The organism is Pseudomonas sp. F-14 TE3482, from assembly GCF_053629455.1.
Genome location: NZ_JBRJII010000001.1, coordinates 3,856,327 through 3,874,807, shown reverse-complemented (window position 1 = coordinate 3,874,807; position 18,481 = coordinate 3,856,327). Strand labels below are relative to the sequence as shown.

The following is an 18,481-nucleotide window of genomic DNA, read 5'->3' as shown; positions in this document are numbered from 1 at the left end:
GACATGGACCACACCCCAATGGCAAAACCGCACGCGTACAGCGACGAAGAATGGGCACTGCGCGTGCAACTTGCGCACTGCTACCACCTGGTGGATTTCTTCGGCTGGACCGAGACGATCTTCAACCATATTTCCGCACGCCTTCCCGGCCCGGCGCACCATTATCTGGTCAACCCGTTCGGCCTCAATTACACCGAAGTGACGCCAGAGAACCTGCTTAAAGTCGACCTGCACGGCAAGAAGCTCGAGGACTCGCCCTATGACGGCAACCCCGCCGGTTTCGCCTTGCACAGCGCGGTGCACGGTGCCCGTTCGGACATTCAGTGCCTGATCCATACGCACACCACGCCGATTTCGGCGATCGTCATGAAGAAGGCTGGTTTTACCCATAACGACTTTTACGGTGCGCAACTCTACGGACGGATCGGCTACCACACCTTCGAAGGCATCACGCTGTTCGATGACGAAAAAGCGCGGATGATCGACAGCCTTGGCGACAAGCACATCCTGGTGCTGCGCAATCACGGCATTGCCGTCGGCGAAAGCAGCATTGCCAAGGCGTTCTTCCTGCTGTGGACAGTGCAGCGCGCCGCCGAAATCCAGTGCCAGGCCGGCGCTCTGGGCGGTGAGGACAATCCGCTGCCTGAAGCGATCAGCCAGAAGTGTGCCGAACTCACGGCCATGCTCATTCGGGACAGCGGCTTCGCTGTAAAATTTTTCGACGCAATGGTTCGCAAAATGCGCGCCGAACGCGGCCAGTGCTGGTAATCGCGGGAGCGTTCAGTGGCTAAGTCAAAGGAATACACGCCGCCGGTCATCGTTGCGGCGCAGCCAGAAATTCCGATCTCGCGCCTGGATACTCGCGGCCATCTGATGGCCTGCAACGATGCCTACGTGGCACTCAGCGGTTACGCCCGAGAGGAGCTGCTTAACCAACCGCACGAACTGATCAATCATCCGCTGATGCCCAAGCGAGTCATTGATCGTATGTGGGAGACCTTGCGCAGCGGTGTGCCCTGGACAGCGCCTATGATGGGTCGCGATAAACAGGGCACGACGTTCTGGTGCAATCTCTATGTGGTGCCACTGCTGGAGGGCGGTCAGCTGAATGCGCTGGGCACGGCGTATCACCCGATGGACGCTGCCCAAAGCCTGCGAGCGGAAAAACTTTATCGACGCTTGAATGACGGCCACGGCCCGCTGACTTTTGCCCGCCGAGTGCAGGAACACGCCAGCAGCCAGGGTATCGCCTGGTTAGTGGGACTTGGCGTCACGGGCGCCATGGCTGTTGGACAGATCGACCTGGCACCGGGCCTGCTGGTGCTCGGCGGAGTCCTCGCCGCGAGCTGGCAATGGCGAGCCAGACAACAGGCGGACGTCCGCCGGATCATGGCCCGGCACGATCAGGTCTACAGCGACGCCTTGCTGGCACCGCTTCAGGACGGCAGCGCCAGCCTCGCCAGCCGTTTTGACATGGCCCTCAATAGCCAGAACACACGGATGCGCACGGTCATGGCGCGTATCCGGATCAACGGCGAGACCGTGCGTCAACGCGCGCAAGAATCGTCGACACTGGTGCAGGCCCAATCCGGTCACCTGCAACGGCAACTCGAAGAAGCCGAGCAGTCCGCCGCCGCGGTCCATCAAATGAGCGCCACGATCCAGGAACTGTCGCGCAACCTGCAACACGCGGCCGAAGCCACACAAGCCGTCGACCGCCTGGCTCGCGATGGTGACCGGATGTCCGGGCAAAGTCAGCGTTCGATGACCGGCCTGTGCACCTCGGTCGAGGAAATTGGCCAGGCCGTCAGCCGCCTCGCGGAATCGATCGAATCAATCAGCGGCGTCGCGCATGTGATTCGTAGCATTGCCGAGCAGACCAATTTGCTGGCGCTGAACGCGGCCATCGAAGCGGCCCGCGCCGGCGAAACCGGACGCGGTTTCGCAGTGGTCGCCGATGAGGTACGCAGCCTCGCGACCCGCACCCGAGAATCCACTGAACAAATCCAACGCTCCATCGAGCAGTTGCGTGACGGCAGCGCCCTGGCGCTCGCCACAGCGCAACGCGGCGAATCGGCCGCGCGGGAATCACGCGAAGACGTATCGCAGGTCCAAACCGCCTTGCGGCGCATCTGCGAGGAAGTCGGACAGATCTCCGGCATGAGTTTGCAAATGGCTTCGGCCATTGAACAGCAAGGTCAAGTCGCCCAAGAGATCAATGGGCAGATTTCCCAGATCGTAAACCTGGCGCAAACCAGCAGCGACCAGTCCCGACGCAGTACCCAGATCGGCGAGGAGCTGCATCAACTGGCCAACTCCCAACTCGATCTGGCCCAGCGTTTTCTACAGGGCTGAGCAATTCATTCTCATGCATCAGGCCTGACGTCGCAGGGTCTCGGAAGGCAGGCAGCCGTACTGCTTGCGGTACTGCATGGCGAAATGACCGAAGCTGGCGACCCCGTGACGCAACAAGATATCCGTCACGCTATCGGCCGGTCCGGCCTGCTGCAGGGCTACGTGAACCAAGGCCAGCCGACGAGTGCGGACATAGTCGCTGGGGGTTTGCTGGAGAAACCGCGTGAAGCCATTTTGCAAGGTGCGGATCGACACGTCACAGAACTGCGCCAGGCTCGCCAGCGCAATCGGTTCGGCCAGGTGCTGTTCGATGTAGTCACGGGCCTTCTTGACGTGGTGAGGCATTGGTTGGCGCCGGTCTTGCAGCAGATCGACCGAATAATTGTGCGGCAACTGAGTCAGCAGCACCGACAGCAGATAGTCCGACAGGCTCCCGCCCATAGTTGAGGTCAGCAGCGTCTGGCTGGCGTCGCCATAGAGCTGGCAGATGTAATCCAGGGTGGTCCTTACCGTCGCCATGCCCTGATGCTCGGCGTCGACCTGAATGTCGAACACCAACGGCTGACGCAAACGCCGGTTGAGCAACACTTGCAGCTGACGCTCGAGGGCTTGGCGATCGACGCGCAAAATCAGGTTGCGGCAGTCCTTGTCGATACGGATAAAACTGCGCTCAGAAGGCGAAGAAATCGTCAGCCCGCCCTTGCGCAAAATCGCGCTCTGCTTGCCCAGGCTGACCATGCCGCTGCCTTCCAGGGTGACCCGAATCAGGTAGTAGTCACTGATATCGCCGGCGTCGATTTCCACCGGTGCACCGTAGTGCAGATCGAACAACGCCGAGCTGCCGAAAAACACGCCGTACAGCTGCGATTGAAGGGCGCCGCCCTGCTGCATTTTCATCTGGTGGGGCCACAGGTAATGACTGACCCGATCCTTGACCTCGCCAAACCCGCCGGAACTCAGAAGGCAATGATGACGGAGCGAAGAGTGTTGATCGAACATGCTGAAGCACCTCCAGAAAATGACACCGCTGCCCGCAGGCACATCGATAATTTAGTGGAAATGGAAAGCAATTTTCACGCCACGCAAACGCTTTCTGCGCGCCCGGAACAGCCTCTGCGCCTGGTGCATAGAGTCAAGGCAAACAAGGGCTTAAAAAGGTCCTGCAGCACACACATGCCAAGCCATTGGCAACCTGGAACCGCACAACAAAACCAATAAACGCACCAGGGCAAGGCGCTCGGGTAACGACGGCGTCACCAATACACCCAACTGCGAACCGCTGCCGCCGACTGACTGATTGCCAACCCTGAAGGGGCCAAACAGCATGACCAGCAAAACACCGACCGAGGTCACCCGTAAAAGCTATGCCTACGAATGGTATGTCGTTGCCGTTTGCATGCTGGCCTATATTTTTTCGTTCATCGATCGTCAAATCCTGGCGTTGATGATCGAACCGATCAAACACGACATGCAGTTATCCGACACCCAGTTCAGCCTGCTGCACGGCCTGGCTTTCTCCCTGTTCTATGCCTTCATGGGCATGCCCATCGCGCTGCTGGCGGACAAATTTTCCCGACCGAAAATCATCGCCATCGGCATCGCGTTCTGGAGCCTGGCGACGGCCCTGTGCGGGGTGAGCAAAAACTTCCTGCAGATGTTTATGGCCCGCATCGGTGTCGGGATTGGTGAAGCGGCGCTGTCGCCGGCCACCTACTCGATGCTCAGCGATATGTTCCCCCGGGAAAAACTCGGGCGCGCCGTGGCGATCTACTCGATCGGCTCGTTTATCGGTGGCGGCGTGGCCTTTCTGATTGGCGGCTACGTCATCGATTTGCTGAAGAACCTCGACAGTGTCGCCGTACCACTGCTAGGCGAAATGCGGCCATGGCAGGTGACGTTTTTTCTGGTGGGACTGCCGGGCATTCTCGTTGCCCTGCTGATTGCCCTGACCATTCGCGACCCGGCTCGCAAGGGCTTGAAACTGGACGCGGAGGGCAAGGTCCATGCGCCCAGTATGAAACAGGCGTTCAAGTTCCTGACAGTGCACCGCAAGACCTTTTTCTGCCATTACCTGGGGTTTTCGTTTTACGCGATGACGCTGTTTTGCATGCTTAGCTGGACCCCGGCCTTCTATATGCGCAAATTCGGCCTCGCCCCCAGCGATACCGGCTACATGCTTGGGATCGTGGTGCTACTGGCCAATACCAGTGGCGTGTTTTGTGGCGGTTGGCTGATCGACTGGCTGGCGAAAAAAGGGTACAGCGATGCGCCAATCCGCGCGGGAGTCATCGGGGCAATCGGCATGGCCGTGCCCGCCATCGCGTTCACCCAGGTCAGCGAACTGTGGATGTCCGTGGCGTTGCTGGCACCGGCGATGTTCTTCGCTTCGTTCCCAATGCCGGCATCAACCGCAGCCATGCAGATCCTGCCACCCAATCAGATGCGAGCGCAGATCAGCGCGCTGTTCCTGCTGATTTCCAATCTGATCGGCCTGGGTCTTGGTACCACACTAGTCGCGCTGCTCACCGACCAGCTATTCCAAAATCCGGCCATGGTCGGCTCGTCGATTTCCCTGCTCAATGCCTTCGCAGTCGCACTCACCCTGCTCTTGCTGATCAAGGGTTGCCGACACTTCCGTGAGAGCCTCAAACACGAAGGCCTGGCCTGACGTCCTTACCTGAGGCACGCTACGGCGTGTCTGCTGGTTTTTTACCGCGGGCGGCGCGACAATGACGCCCGCTATCAAACCCGCTCACCTGAAAGACTACGCCAACCTTTATGACCACCCCAAAAAAGCGCCTGAGCCGATACAACCCCGCCAGCGAAGACTTCAAGAAGGAAGAGTTCCCCTTCTACTGGCTGGCTCGCCTGCACGGCCGCTACTCCATGGCCATGGAAAAAGCGCTGAAAAAAATCGATATGGACATACCGCGCTGGCGGATTCTGTTCATCCTCAAGGAAAATGGCGAGTCGAGCATTTCGGAAATCTCCATCCATGCCATCGCGAAGCTCTCGACCATCACCAAAATTGTCTATCGCATGAAAGCTGACGGCCTGGTAGAGACCAACACCAGCGCCAGCGACGGGCGCGTGACTCAGGTCTCACTCACCGATGTCGGCCGCCATACCATCGAAGAAATCCAGCACGGCACCAGCGATATCTTCCGCACAAGTTTCAAAGGCCTGACCGAGGCCCAGATCACCAAACTGAACGGAACACTGGAAAAAATATTCAATAACCTGCCGGAAGACTGACCCGCAACGACCAACGCTGTGGGCACTGGAGACAGTCTACATACCTTGAATAGCAGCCGTGTACAGCAGAAATCCGATGATTCAGATTTCTGCTTTTTTTATAGGCACAGCAGTCACCACCGATAGCTGATCCCTTTACAGGCAATCGCGCAGTGCGTGAATTACAGAGCGACCAAAGACCTGTCCTTGCAGTACTACTACGGCAATCTGCAGGACTTTTACAAACAGAACTTTTTGGATCTCAAATACGATTGGCAGGTCGGCACCGGCACCCTGCGTACCGACCTGCGACACTTCGACACGCGCTCCGATGGAGCCAACGACCATGACCCGAATTTCTACACCTTCGGTTACTACAGCGACGGCGTCACCAAAGGCAAGGTCGACAGTCGCCTGAGCAGCGCGCAATTCACCTACCTGGTGAACGGCCACACCTTCGCCACCGGCCTGCAACAAGTCAGCGGCGACAGCGATGCAGTCAGGTTGAGCCAGGGCGACGGCTCGATCGCCTACTTCATGACTGAATCGATGATCGGCAAGTTCAGCGCGCCGGGGAAACCACTTGGCAGGTTCGCCATGGCTATGACTTTGCGAAAGTCAGGATTCCCGGCCTGAGTTTCCTGGGCATGTACGAAAGCGACTCCAACATCCGTACTCCCACTGGCGACAAAAGTGAGTGGGACCGTAACCTGACCTTGAGCTACGTGGTCCAGTAGGGCCCGCTGAAGGACCTGAGCATTGCCCTGCGCCACGCCTCACTGCGCACCGGAGTGTCCACGCAACGGGACAGCGATGAGCATCGCTTCTGAGGAGGCTCTTACCGCTGGATCGTGCTGCATTAGCGCGGTCGAAATCGTCGATCCAGTTCACTTATCAAGCCGGACCAAAGCCCTGCCCGGAACAAACACCGACCTGAAATCAGCTGAGGACTCCACCCAGAGCCAGTCGTTTTGTAGGGGTAAAAGCCATCTAAAATAAAAAGGGGTCGCGAGATAGAATATCGCAACCCCTTGAATTATATGGTCGGGACGGAGTGATTCGAACACTCGACCCCTAGCACCCCATGCTAGTCACAACCGACCGACATCAGTAGGGATTAGTAAGAAGCTGTACCTCAATTGGTAGCCGTCCCACTGTCTTGTACTTCCTGTATGCCACACACGTATCGTGACCAGTGATCCATTAACATTTGCCGCTTTCCGAAAAGGTCTCCACGGCGATAAGCCGCCTCAACCGCACTCTCTACTGCATGTGCAAGTGCCTGCTCGCAGACCTCTCGAGGATAGTGGGTGACCTCACTCGCCCAATCCCTAAAAGTCGAACGGAATCCGTGAGTCGTGAGATCGTTGCGCTTCATTCGACGCAAGACCATCAGCATCGCCATGTTACTCAGCGGCTTCCCTTTTCGAGCACCCGGAAACAGATGATTGTTCCCTTCTACGCGAGGAAGACCGATCAGTAGGTCCAATGCAGCTTTCGACATCGGAACCCGGTGCTCTTTCCCTGCTTTCATTCGCGACGCTGGAATGGTCCATATCCCTGCCACGAGATCAATCTCCGCCCAGGTAGCGTCAAGCACTTCACTGGTTCGGCAGGCTGTCAGGATGGTGAAACGCAGGGCTTTGGAGCTCAGATCTTGTGCTTCTTCAAGAGTTGCCACAAACGCGGGAAGTTCGGTCCATGGGATGGCTGAATGATGTTTTACGGCGCGCACCTTTAGGCGAGGGGGCAAAAGCTTGTCCAAGTGCCCCCGCCATCGAGCGGGGTTTTCACCATCGCGCAGCCCTTTAGCCTTTGCTGCATCAAGGACCAATTCGATTCGATTCCGCAACCGACTGGCGGTTTCAGGTTTTACTGTCCAAATTGGCTTGAGGATTGTCAGCACATGCTCAACGCCTACCTCCTGCGTAGGAAGCTCGCCTATGACCTTGAACGCATAGGTAGCCAAAGTATTCTCCCACTGCTGAGCATGTTTGGCATTTTTCCAGCCCGCCCTGTGGGCAGCGATATAGTCGAGAGCAACGTCTTTGAAAGGGGTTGCCCTGGCTCTTGCTGTGGCTTGAGCCAAACGTTCGGCTTCTTTTTCCAGCTGTTGTCGCTCCAACGCCTCATCCCGATGAGTGAGCGGATCGACGCCTGACTTGCTCAGCTTTCTGGCCTCTGCTGCTTTCTCACGAGCTTTCGCGAGACTTACTTCGGGGCTCCCGCCCAGCCCCATGTCTCGGCTCTTGCCGGCAATCTTGTAGCGAAAGATCCAACTGGCGCCACCGGAACGGCCGACTTTCAAATAGAGGCCGTCGCCATCATTGGTCATTCCAACCAACCCGGCCCTGATTATTTTCACTACGGCTTTTGTCGTCAGTGATGTCATCAGTCACCTCCGATTTAAAGGATGATGACTCAATCTAGATGAGTTTCAGCCCATACTCCAGCCCATACCTTGGCCCCTAGCTTTCCGTGGTTTTACGCGGAACACAAAAGACAAAAATATTTATAACTGACTGTTTTTGAAGTTGTTTTACGCACCAAATAGAACCTCAATAGACGTCAATGAACATCAAAATAAAAGACATCGCCTCCGCCATATTTGTACCGACAAAGCCCTGATTTTTCAGGGCTTTGTCGTTTCTGCAGTACGCTATTTCTGTAGCACCATTTCCGGATCTTTTCCGCATCTTTTCCGCATCTTTTCAGCTATTTCCGCAACCCTACCCTTCCGACACACCACGTTCCGATCAACAAATGATGCGTAGGGTGCTTTGACTGTGATCGATAGGCAGCTTTCGGCCCAGAAGCGGGCGTTGGTTACCAACACTAGCAATGACCCCGAAGCGTTTCGATGGCTCACTCATTGCAGAGGGGATCTGCTTAAAGTTTTCCGCAGGTAGCTTGCTGACGAAGGGCACAAATGCTTGAACTGAGCTGTCTGGGTAATTGCGACAGGCGCTTTACCCCTATCAAGCAATTCGTACCCGTTGGCCGTGAAAAAATTAACAGCGCTTTGGGTCAACAAATGCAGTCGGGCTGCGCCTCGGGAGACCGCGTATTGTTCCAGTTCCGACAATACCGCTGTACCCAGTCCCGCTCCACGATGCTCCTCGCAAACGACCATAGAGCGCAGCAGGAGATCAGGGCCACTACCCTCCAACCCTCCATACGCAACCAATTTCCCATCCACGTCGAATCGGTAGAACTGCCGCCCGGGATCGCTCACATCATCGTAGGGCAATCCAGCTTGGCTCAAAGACGCACGGAGCTGATTCAAACCGCTTGTTCCTACTTTAATCATCTGCATCATCAGTGCTCCTATAGGCTCTCTGACACTCAATGCTAGCAGTATGTCCCATGCCTCCCTGCAACGCTGCATTAGCCCTATGGGGGGCAAGCGGTCACCGGGATGCGCCTGGAAAACGAGTTGATTCAATGGGAATCAGAAATGATGTGTGTGCCAACACGATGGCTGATATCTTTCCCGCGCACAAAATCGCGTCCAGTCGACGCTGATCCCATCAAGGAAGATAAAAACAATGAAAATATTATTTATCGCTTCGCTAGGAATTTTATCGCTAATTCAAACATCACTATCTTTCGCGGATAGTGTTAATGGAAAAAATCTCTATTTACAGCGATGCACCATGTGCCACGGAATAGATCTCAAAGCAACAGGACCACTGGCTAATAAAAGCAATCCCCCTACACCTGATCTAACAACATCCGCTTTCAAAAAACGATTAAATGATTATCCGGGCGTAATTGTATCATCGATAATACTTCGTCCAAATGGGGACTTGATTCCAAAAACTTTGCGAGAGAATGGTGTAAAGCTATCGCCATACTCATGGAGGATTAAAGATCTGCGCGATTTAAATCAATATATGGGTGATGTGATTTCAAAAAAACGATGATTTTTGAGACGAGATGTAGGCACAGAAATCTAAAAGCCATTTCAGGTTTGAGGGCTTGTGGGGCAATGCCGGTGAGCCAGTCGACCTCTCGCGGGCACATCGGCATGCTCAACGGAAAGCTTTCTGCGGTCCGTTGGGTATCAGGAGATGAGTGGGACATGCAGGATATCTGAACAATAGCGCATGCTCCATCGCGCAGGAACGCCAGTATCGTAATTCGCCCACGACAATGATTTCGCAGGTCCAAGCGGACTGCGATTTTGCCCGCCATACTGGAAAAACCGCAGTGATCGGTCCACTCTCGGATATCGAAGCGATTGTCCAGAGCAAGACTCTAGCGATCCCTGGATTCGTTCTGTCAACCATCTATGGAAAAGCAGACCCATGAAACCAATCCGCGCCGTTGCCCTCGCCTCACTCCTCTCAACCGCCTGCCTGACGGCCCATGCCGCCGATATACCGTTGGGCAGCAGTGCCATGGAAGGTCACATCGTTTCACGCGTACTGGCCGTTGATCCCGCCAACTACCAGGTCACCATCGAAGGTCGCGACAAGAGTCCAGTGCCTATCCAGCTCACTGACCAGGCCAAAAATCTGCACAATTTGAAAGTCGGCGACACGGTCGATATTCATGTGATTCGCTCGGTCGCTTATAAGCTTGATACCGATGTTGGCGGTGCATCGGGCGTCACTAATGAATCCATGTCCATCCGCGCCACCAAGGACAACCCCAATCCCGGAGGTGAAGCGGTTCGCCAGGTCAAGGTCACGTCCAGGATCACTCGCATTGACCTGAAACAGCATGAGGTGACCTTGCTTCCGCCGGAGGGAAAAGCGACTGTCCTGAAAGTCGAAGATCCGAAGCTTCAGGAAAGAATGAAAAAACTCCAGGTGGGTCAGACGGTCGATGCCATTTATACCGAAGTCCTGAAGGTCAAAACTTCACGCTAACGACGTTCGCCGACAAACGTGGCCTCGAACAACAGGACTTGAGTTCGACATGACAGATCTGTTCAATGCAATCGGACTTGGGTTACTGGCGCTGCTGCCATTGACTAACCCCCCCACCACAGTTGCGCTGTTTCTCGCCTTGAGTAAGGGGCTGAGTCACAAGGAAAAAAAGTCACAGGCTTTTCTGACGTCATTCTATGTCTTTCTGATCATGACGTTCACTTACTATGTAGGCGCGTTTGTTATGGATGCGTTTAATATCTCCATACCGGGCTTGCGTATGGCCGGTGGCGGAATTCTCATCATCATGGGCTTGAAGATGCTGTTTCCGCCGCCTCTTCAACACTCTGCTCCCAGCAATGGCGCAACCGAACAGCCGAACTTTGCGTTCATCCCGCTGGCCATGCCCAGTACGGCCGGACCTGGCACCATTGCGATGATCATAAGTTCCGCCGCCACTATCAAACACAGTACGTTGTTTCCTGCCTGGGTCTTATTAGTAGCCCCTCCGTTAATTTTCCTGTTTACCGCTCTTATCCTTTGGGTATGCCTGCTTGGCTCAGGGCTAATCATGAGAATAATGGGACAGTCAGGCATTGATGCCATATCACGGCTGATGGGTTTTCTTCTGGTATGCATGGGCGCGCAATTCGCCATTAATGGCTCGGTGGAAATCATCCAAACCATCATCGACAGTAATGCTCACCTGCTCCGCCCTCAGTAATTTCAAGAGCGTTTTCTATGAGTACCACCTGGCTGGCTCTCGGCATCCGGTATGAGAAACCTGAGGTTCTGCTGCCGCAGATGACAACCAAACGCGAGTCCAGCTTTGGCCCGCACCGATAACTCCCCTCGGTGACAGGTCGCTATTTTTCAATAAGCCCTTCGCGCAACGACCGCCTGACCTCAGCCTGTATGGCATAAGCCGGCGCCTCTACAGCATTGAAATCCTGTGTATAGCGCTGGGCAAATCCTTCTACCCCCCACTCCTGATACTGCTGCACATGCTTTAACTCGTGAGCCCAGAGCGCGATGTTCTGTTCTGCGGTTTGAGCGTCCCGGAAGAGGATGATGTCGATCAGTGTCACGGCTCCGACATCGGGGTTTTGCAGCATGGCAGTGGCAGCGTTGAATTGACCGTCGTCGCTGACTTTGTAGCGCGCGGTATCGAGGACGCTGGGGTCGTACCAGCGCAGCAGTTGCTCGCGGATGTGCGCAGGAATGGGTTGGATGCCGGCGCTGGCTGCATCAGCGCGGGCTTGGGTCAACCATAGCGCCAGGGCAGGCGCTGCGATCTGGTGGACGTCATCAGGCAGGGAGCCGAGCATCGGCTCCAGGTCTGGCAGGCAGATGCAGCCGTTCAGGCACACTTGTCTCTCGCCAGCTGGGCAAGCGTTGGTCTGGGCTGGCACTTCAAGCGTCAGGCAAAGCACAAACAGCGCCACCAGGCGCGTGGTGATGGGTGGCATTGGCGCTCCAGGGACGGACGCAGCGCGAACAGGTCACAATTGATGGAGGATCAGCTAGCTTTAGCGTAGTCCCGAACCAGACGCTCCCAAGATAATTGCAGGGCAGACCATTTTTTCCGTGAATCCCTCGATAGGCGACTTAACGTACAGCCGCTGGAGCGTGTTCAAGCCAGCAGCTCGGTGATCCACCGGGCTTGCCGGGCGATGTCTTGCACCTTTTCCTCGGGCACGACCTGCCGAGCCCGGGCGAAGCTGGTCAGCGTCTGTTGCTTGTGGCGCAGAATGCGCTGCCACTTGATCAGGAACGCCGGGCTGCGTGCCTGCATCTGCAGTGGGCCGAAGTACAGCTCCTCAGGGGTATACAGCACCGGCCCGACGCGCTCAGCGACGATGATCTCGTAATAGAAGCGATTTTCCCGCAGCACTTCCTCGCAGAGGATACGGTAGCCATTCTCCATCAGCCATTGGCGCAATGGCTGCTCGCCACCGTTGGGCTGCAGGATCAGTCGCTCACGGCCACTCAGGCGTGCCTTGCCGTTGTCGAGGATGTCGCGGATCGTCTCGCCGCCCATGCCACAGATGCTGATCGCCGTGATCTCGTCTTCTGGCTCGATCGCCGCCAAGCCATTGGCCAGGCGCACGGTAATCCGCTGGTCCAGGCCGTTCTCGCGCACAGTGCGTTCGGCCGAGCGCAATGGCGTCAATGCCACCTCCCCAGCCACCGCCGCCGCGATGGCGCCACGGCGCATCAACGCCACCGGCAGATAGCCGTGATCCGAGCCGATATCGGCCAGGCGCGCATCTGCTGGTACATGCGCCGCGACGCGTTCCAGGCGCATGGACAATGTGTGTTCGTTCAACAGCAGCCCCTTTTCACCACGAACGTCCGAAACCTTTGGCCGGATCGGGGCGCGATTCTGTCGAGTCACGCCATGCATTTCAAATTTATGCGACCAGGGCCATCTCGCCCCGACCTACCGCACACGTATCGACCCAAAAAAATACCTGGATCAGCTCTCAGGGGAAATGATCGAGTCCAGACTGGGTTCAGCAGCCAGTTTCAATCGGTCAGCTTTACTAATGTATTTAGACTTACTGGCCGGTGCCAATTTGGCGCTGGCCTTTTTTGCGTGAGCCTTTAATAACTGCTTTATTTTTTTACGACGGTTCATATGTCCTGCTCGGCGTGTGAGTTCTTGAATGATGGCAGAGGTTCGGGTAACGGGACAATGGTTGATGGCTTCCAAGTGGTTCGCGACAACGCTTCTGCGACCTGCCGGTACTTGTCCTATCCTTCCATCTAACCCATGACTCCGGACATCGAAATGCCCGCCCCCGAATCCACCCTCCTCCAGAGCTGGCACCACAACGCCCAATCCTGGATCGAGGCCATCCGCACCGGCACCATCGAAAGCCGTCTGCAAGTCACCGACCAGGCCATCCTGCTGGCGGTACTCGGCCGCCAACCCGAGCGCGTGCTCGACCTGGGCTGCGGCGAGGGCTGGCTGTTGCGTGCGCTGGCTGACCGCGCCATCCAGGCGGTTGGTGTGGATGGCGATGCAGCGCTGGTCGAGGCGGCGCGGGCGGCGGGCTCTTCGCGGGTGCATTTGGCGAGCTATGAAGAGTTGGTGGAGGCGAAGGTAGACATTGGCAGCAACTACGACCTGATCTGCGCCAACTTCGCCCTGTTGCACCAGGACATCATTCCCCTGCTCACGGCCATGAACGCCCTGCTCGTCCCTGGTGGCACGCTGGTGATCCAGACGCTGCATCCGTGGACCGCGGCGGCGGGCGACTATCAAGATGGTTGGCGGGAGGAGACCTTCGCTGGGTTCAAGGGGCAGTGGCAACCCATGCCGTGGTACTTCCGAACGCTGTCCAGTTGGCTCAATGCTCTGGACATGGCCGGTTTTCGGCTGGCCGGCTTGCAGGAACCGCAGCACCCGCAAAGCCCTGTGCCGCAGTCATTGCTGCTGGTGGCTGAGCAAAACCCACCCACTGCCGCAAAAGTAGTCGCGGCAATGGGTGCTGACTGACAGGCAGAACTGCATCACGCCCCGTCGGGATAGTTGCTTTTCAATTAAAGGTGCAAGACTTGCAAAAATGGAGTCGTGTCGATCAGTACCGATAGGTTGCCTGCACTGAAATTCCATTCGCACTATTTTTGTAGTTGGCACTGTATTCCGGTTGAAGTCCGGAGTTGTTCGAATGCTGTACTGAGGCTTTTGAATCCCAGAGATAGCCATACGCAAAGTCTAACGTCAGATCGGCAGTCGGCGAATAAGCGCCGCCCAAGGTCACGGCCTGGCGATTCCCGACCGGAACGCGCACGCTGCGGTCGGCATTCCCAACGGGCGTCTGATCATAGGCATAGCCTGCACGTATCAGCCATTGCGGGTTCAATTGATAAGATGCGCCAACCGCGGTGGACCAGGTGTCGTGCCAGTTCATCTCTTCGGCCACACGCCCCAGGCCAGCAGCCTGGCCCATGGCGGAAACACCGCTGTTGATTGCTTCGATCTTCTGAATCCGGCTCCAGCGTGTCCAGGTGGTCCCCAGGTATCCGGTCCAGCGACTATTGAATCGATGGGTGATGGACGTATCCACTGATTCGGGCATCGTAAGATCTATCTTGGTGTCATACTTTCCATCCAGCGGGATAACGCTCGGGGAGCCGGAAACCTCAGTGTGCCCTTTGAGCTGATAGTTCACCTTCGAGTGATAGGTAATCCCCCAACGGGTTGCCTCATTAAAGTCGACCAAGAGTCCGACGTTGTAGCCAATCGCCGTGTCATCGCCTTTGATGGTAACCAGTGTGTCCTGGCCGTTGTTCAGGGCGCCGGTTGCCATGTAATTCTGAAGCTTTGCATTGAAACGGTTCAGGGTCGGTCCACCCCCAATAGACACGTAATCATTGATTCGATAGGCAATGGTGGGCTGCAGGGTTATTTCCTTGGTCGTGCTGTAGGAGCCATGGTAGCGACCCTGAAAAGAGCCCTCGTAATCATTGATCAGACCACTCGGGGCATAGAGGCCCAGCCCCACCGAAAGACGCTCATCAAGCGGTGTCGACATATAGGCGAAAGGAACGGCCCCCAAAGGTACCGAGTCCCCCTCATTCGTGCCTGGGGCACTGCTCTGCGCATCACTGATATCGTCGCTCACCGAAACGATCGCGGCGCCGCCGGAAATCTCACTGCGCTTCAACTTGGTCAGGCCAGCAGGATTTCCATAGATGGTGCTGGCGTCCAGCGCGGAAGACGACCTTCCTGCATAAGCAGTTCCCGCACTGCTTGCACTTTGTTCGTTTAGAGCAATGCCATTGGCACCTGCAATAGAAGAGGCGCTGAGCAGGGCCATGGCACTGGTGACCTTAATCCAGACAGCATACTTTCGCTGAGCAGAGAGACACGGGATCACACGGCTATTCAGTTTCATTGTCCACCTCTTGTTTATTGTTTTTATTGATTGCACGCAGGCAAGGCTTCGCCTTCCTGTGCACTTTTCAGTGCCGGTTGGAATTGATCGAAGTTGTGTAAAAGGCCCTGACTGAACAACACCAGGGCACGACTGACGCGATTACAGATGCGAATCAGAGACTCAATTAAGCCACTCGGTTTGAAAGCTATAACGCCCCAAAAGCGGAGCCAGGACTTCTTGGGCAGTTCCGGCCCGGATGCAGGCGACATGCCCACGGCGATTGTCCTGCACGACCTCAACAGCAATATTCGAAAGCCCCAGGCGTTCCACTTCTTCCTGGACTACTTTGGCAATCTCCCGCTGTAGCAAAGCGGGCTTGAATATCTTGCCCACGGCAGTCAGTGGCAACGCCTCGAGGATTTCAATACGTTTGGGGACTGCTGCCCGCTCGCTGATATTGAGATGAGCGAATGCCTCAAGCTCTTCGGCGTTGCAAACTTGCCCGGGACGCAGTTGAACGTAGGCGACTGGCACCTCGCCCGAGTAGGCATTGGGGCTGCCGATTGCAGCGGCCAAGGCGACGGCGGGATGCGCCTGCAGAGCCTCCTCGATTTGCTTGGGATCAATGTTGTGGCCGCCGCGAATGATCAACTCCTTCTTGCGTCCGGTCAGCCAGAAGTACCCCTGTGCATCCTCACGACCCAAATCGCCGGTATTCAACCAGCGCTGACCGTCGATATCGATCCAAAGGCCCTGGTTATGACGCGCCTCCAGATAGCCCTCGAAGACATTCGGACCACTGATCGTGATGAGGCCGATCTCATCCGCGTTGGCGTCGCGCAGATACTCTCCAGAATCATCGAGCACGACCGCGCGCATATTCTGGTAGGCAATCCGCAGCCCGATGGAGCCGATACGGCGCTCGCCATGGGGCGGATTGATTGAGGAAACGCAGGTGCCCTCCGTCAGACCGTAACCTTCAAGGATCTTTACCCCGGTCCGGCGCTCGAACTCCCGGAAAAGCTCAGCTGGCATGGGTGCGGCGCCACACATTGCATAGCGAAGACTGGACAGGTCGCAGCCCTGCCATTCATTTTGCAGAAGCGCAGCATAGACAGTTGGCACGCCGGAAAAGAGGTTGATACCGAAGTGCTCGACCATCTCCCAGAATCGTGGGATCACCCCCTCGCCACGATACCCATGAGGCGTGCCGAGGATCACATGGTCGCCCTGAGTCCAAGGCACCAGCCCCGTCACCAGTTGTCCATTGACATGAAACAGCGGCAGACCACAAAAGATGACTTGGCCACCACTGCGTGGCTGCAAATGAGCGGCTACGGCCCAAGCATTGAACACTTCAGAGCCATGGCTACGTGCGGCAATCTTGGGAAGCCCGGTGGTGCCGCCCGTACAGATGTAGGAGGAGCACTCATCCTGGCGGATTTGCCGACCACTCTTCAGGTGTGTGTGCGGCTGAGTACTCATCAGCGATTGCCAATCGTGGATCGCGATGTCTCGGTGTAAGTCTCGTTCCTTCAGTGCCGCTGCTTTCAGGGCCCCACGCACGGGTTCGGCGACATAGGGCTCCATGCTGACCCACACGACAGACCTGACCGTGGGCAACTGATCCAGTTGCGAAGCCAGTTTGGGCCACAGATCGCTGCCCGCCGTCGGCGCGAGCGTTACTACCACGGATGCCTTCGCAGCATCCAGCAAGCCAGCTATCTGCTTGGCCTCGAGCAGCGGATTGATCGCCATGACGATGCCCGCCGCCTCCGCGCCCCATATCGTGAAATGGGTTTCCGGCAGATTGGGCAAGATAAAGGCAAGCACCTCGCCCGGTTTTATACCCAAGTCATGGAAAGCATTCGCCGCGCGGGTGATATCCGCGAAGAGCTGGGAGTAGTTCCATTTGTAGGTGCGCTTGAAATCGGCGGCATCGGCGAAGAAGCTAAGCGCCGGTGCCTGGGGGGAGCTCCGGGCTGCCTGCCGCAGCGCTTCATAAGTGCTGGATGCCAGGCCACGTTCCGACAGGGGGACTTGTTCGAGGCTTTCGATGTCACTCAGGGTCTGCACAACCATCAGGCTTCCTCCACGACTCTGTTGCGTTGCACGCCGAGGTCGATCACACCATCGGCGCTGCGAATGCGCGCCTCAACCACGTCACCTGGCTTGAGATATTGCGTCCGACCTTCCTGTGCCTTGAGGAAAAGCTTCCATTTGGTGGCTTCTGGCATCAGGGCCGCAATACGCTGTTTGCCAGGCGACGGTACCGTGAGCGCACAGCCAGCAGGCGTACCGGTGGCGATCAGGTCTCCAGCGGCGAAATCTTGCAGGGCGGAAAGTTCGGTAAGGGTTTCAGCGGGGCCGTAAACCAGGTTGGCCGTGCTGTCGTTCTGTCGCACCTGGTCGTTGACCGTCAGGCGCAGTTGCAGCTCTTTGAGGTAATGAATGTTCGTGGCATCCAGAAGGCAGAGGTACGGGCCGACCGGACCGAAAGTACGGAAGCTCTTGCCCTTGTAGAACTGCATCTGAGGAATCTGAATGTCACGAGCCGAGTAGTCATTGACGATGACGACGCCTGCAATGAACTCATGCAGATTGGCGTCGGTGACAGCAACAGCGCCGTTGATCGCGCGTTTCATCACCAGCCCCAGTTCGATCTCGTAGTCGAGGAAGCGCACGGTGCGCGGCTTGATCAGGTCGCTGTCAGCCGCCACCAGGCAACTCGTCGCCTTGGTGAAGATCATGTTGAATTTCTTCGCATCCGGGTCCATGCCCGACTCGATCATATGCTGACGATAGTTGGCGCCCTGGCAGACGAACTGCTGGTTACGGGTCACCGGCGACAGCAGTTTCACTTCGCCCTCCGCAAGCTCCGTACCTTTCAATTGAGCGAGGTCGTCGATACTGTTTTCGCGAATGAAATCACCGGTGGTTTCAAAAGCACCGGGGACAACCGTGATACGGCCCTGGCGTAGCACGCCCCAGTGGATACCGTTCTGAAATTCGAAGCGGACTACGTGTACAGCAGACATTGAAGGTACTCCTGGAGCGGCGTTTGTCTCGCGCTCGGCGGCGCGAGAACTGTGGTGTTGTTCTGAGAGGGGGCTGGCAACGCTGTAG

General features: G+C 56.6%; 18 protein-coding genes and 1 pseudogene. 10 read left to right on the top strand and 9 right to left on the bottom strand.

Annotated features, from left to right (window positions below; genetic code table 11):
• Nucleotides 1–3: 3 nt before the first annotated feature.
• Both AB7M26_RS17520 and AB7M26_RS17515 read left to right on the top strand, forming a co-directional pair.
• Nucleotides 4–768, top strand: coding sequence for a class II aldolase/adducin family protein (locus AB7M26_RS17520; protein ID WP_429385339.1), 765 nt, complete (start codon nucleotides 4–6; stop codon nucleotides 766–768).
• Between the two features lie 15 nt (nucleotides 769–783).
• Complete coding sequence (locus tag AB7M26_RS17515) at nucleotides 784–2,355, top strand: methyl-accepting chemotaxis protein (RefSeq protein WP_429385337.1); 1,572 nt, start codon at nucleotides 784–786, stop codon at nucleotides 2,353–2,355.
• A gap of 18 nt (nucleotides 2,356–2,373) precedes the next feature.
• Here AB7M26_RS17515 and AB7M26_RS17510 read toward each other — a convergent pair whose 3' ends face one another.
• Nucleotides 2,374–3,354: a cupin domain-containing protein gene (locus AB7M26_RS17510; protein ID WP_429385335.1), complete on the bottom strand. Its 981-nt coding sequence runs from the start codon at nucleotides 3,352–3,354 to the stop codon at nucleotides 2,374–2,376.
• Here AB7M26_RS17510 and AB7M26_RS17505 point away from each other — a divergent pair.
• From AB7M26_RS17505 to AB7M26_RS17490, 4 genes and pseudogenes are all read left to right on the top strand, one after another.
• Nucleotides 3,340–3,573: a hypothetical protein gene (locus AB7M26_RS17505; protein WP_429385333.1), complete on the top strand. Its 234-nt coding sequence runs from the start codon at nucleotides 3,340–3,342 to the stop codon at nucleotides 3,571–3,573. The genes AB7M26_RS17510 and AB7M26_RS17505 overlap by 15 nt on opposite strands.
• Nucleotides 3,574–3,679: 106 nt before the next feature.
• Nucleotides 3,680–5,023 carry a spinster family MFS transporter gene (locus AB7M26_RS17500; RefSeq protein ID WP_429385331.1) on the top strand — a complete coding sequence of 448 codons (1,344 nt, stop codon included), beginning with the start codon at nucleotides 3,680–3,682 and terminating at the stop codon, nucleotides 5,021–5,023.
• 110 nt (nucleotides 5,024–5,133) lie between these two features.
• Nucleotides 5,134–5,610 (top strand): MarR family winged helix-turn-helix transcriptional regulator, encoded by a 477-nt coding sequence (locus tag AB7M26_RS17495; RefSeq protein ID WP_084317873.1) that lies wholly within the window; start codon nucleotides 5,134–5,136, stop codon nucleotides 5,608–5,610.
• Nucleotides 5,611–5,766: 156 nt separating this feature from the next.
• Nucleotides 5,767–6,419, top strand: a pseudogene (locus AB7M26_RS17490) (OprD family outer membrane porin); the annotation flags it as partial.
• A gap of 305 nt (nucleotides 6,420–6,724) precedes the next feature.
• On the opposite strand, the gene AB7M26_RS17485 reads toward AB7M26_RS17490, so the two are convergent.
• The gene (locus AB7M26_RS17485) at nucleotides 6,725–7,981 is read right to left on the bottom strand and encodes a tyrosine-type recombinase/integrase (RefSeq protein ID WP_201062465.1); all 1,257 of its coding nucleotides are present in this window, start codon (nucleotides 7,979–7,981) and stop codon (nucleotides 6,725–6,727) included.
• Nucleotides 7,982–8,458: 477 nt separating this feature from the next.
• Entirely contained in the window at nucleotides 8,459–8,908 is a 450-nt protein-coding gene (gene arsN2 / locus AB7M26_RS17480) for an arsenic resistance N-acetyltransferase ArsN2 (protein WP_259698675.1), read from the bottom strand.
• A gap of 229 nt (nucleotides 8,909–9,137) precedes the next feature.
• Between arsN2 and AB7M26_RS17475 the strand changes: the two genes are divergently transcribed.
• The 3 genes from AB7M26_RS17475 (at nucleotide 9,138) to AB7M26_RS17465 (ending at nucleotide 11,190) form a co-directional block, all read left to right on the top strand.
• Nucleotides 9,138–9,515 (top strand): c-type cytochrome, encoded by a 378-nt coding sequence (locus tag AB7M26_RS17475; RefSeq protein ID WP_123495057.1) that lies wholly within the window; start codon nucleotides 9,138–9,140, stop codon nucleotides 9,513–9,515.
• A 384-nt stretch (nucleotides 9,516–9,899) separates the two neighbouring features.
• Nucleotides 9,900–10,466: a hypothetical protein gene (locus AB7M26_RS17470; RefSeq protein WP_123495059.1), complete on the top strand. Its 567-nt coding sequence runs from the start codon at nucleotides 9,900–9,902 to the stop codon at nucleotides 10,464–10,466.
• Nucleotides 10,467–10,515: 49 nt separating this feature from the next.
• Complete coding sequence (locus AB7M26_RS17465; protein WP_123495060.1) at nucleotides 10,516–11,190, top strand: MarC family NAAT transporter; 675 nt, start codon at nucleotides 10,516–10,518, stop codon at nucleotides 11,188–11,190.
• Between the two features lie 142 nt (nucleotides 11,191–11,332).
• Here the strand turns inward: AB7M26_RS17465 and AB7M26_RS17460 are convergent, their stop codons facing one another.
• The 3 genes from AB7M26_RS17460 to AB7M26_RS17450 form a co-directional block, all read right to left on the bottom strand.
• Entirely contained in the window at nucleotides 11,333–11,935 is a 603-nt protein-coding gene (locus AB7M26_RS17460) for an eCIS core domain-containing protein (RefSeq protein WP_123495061.1), read from the bottom strand.
• 164 nt (nucleotides 11,936–12,099) lie between these two features.
• Entirely contained in the window at nucleotides 12,100–12,795 is a 696-nt protein-coding gene (locus AB7M26_RS17455; RefSeq protein ID WP_306419134.1) for a tRNA (adenine(22)-N(1))-methyltransferase, read from the bottom strand.
• Between the two features lie 150 nt (nucleotides 12,796–12,945).
• Nucleotides 12,946–13,107 (bottom strand): DUF2986 domain-containing protein, encoded by a 162-nt coding sequence (locus tag AB7M26_RS17450; RefSeq protein WP_123495063.1) that lies wholly within the window; start codon nucleotides 13,105–13,107, stop codon nucleotides 12,946–12,948.
• Nucleotides 13,108–13,260: 153 nt separating this feature from the next.
• Here AB7M26_RS17450 and AB7M26_RS17445 point away from each other — a divergent pair, with 153 nt between their 5' ends.
• Complete coding sequence (locus AB7M26_RS17445) at nucleotides 13,261–13,971, top strand: class I SAM-dependent methyltransferase (RefSeq protein WP_123495064.1); 711 nt, start codon at nucleotides 13,261–13,263, stop codon at nucleotides 13,969–13,971.
• Between the two features lie 82 nt (nucleotides 13,972–14,053).
• On the opposite strand, the gene AB7M26_RS17440 is transcribed toward AB7M26_RS17445, so the two are convergent.
• The 3 genes from AB7M26_RS17440 to AB7M26_RS17430 all read right to left on the bottom strand — a co-directional run bounded on the left by AB7M26_RS17440 (nucleotide 14,054) and on the right by AB7M26_RS17430 (nucleotide 18,393).
• A complete protein-coding gene (locus AB7M26_RS17440; protein WP_123495065.1) occupies nucleotides 14,054–15,373 on the bottom strand; it encodes an outer membrane protein transport protein in 1,320 nt (439 codons plus the stop codon).
• Nucleotides 15,374–15,535: 162 nt separating this feature from the next.
• Nucleotides 15,536–17,437: an acyl-CoA synthetase gene (locus tag AB7M26_RS17435; RefSeq protein WP_123495066.1), complete on the bottom strand. Its 1,902-nt coding sequence runs from the start codon at nucleotides 17,435–17,437 to the stop codon at nucleotides 15,536–15,538.
• Nucleotides 17,437–18,393, bottom strand: a complete 957-nt coding sequence (locus tag AB7M26_RS17430) for a fumarylacetoacetate hydrolase family protein (protein ID WP_123495067.1) — start codon at nucleotides 18,391–18,393, stop codon at nucleotides 17,437–17,439. The genes AB7M26_RS17435 and AB7M26_RS17430 overlap by 1 nt, the downstream gene beginning before the upstream one ends.
• Between the last annotated feature and the right edge of the window lie 88 nt (nucleotides 18,394–18,481).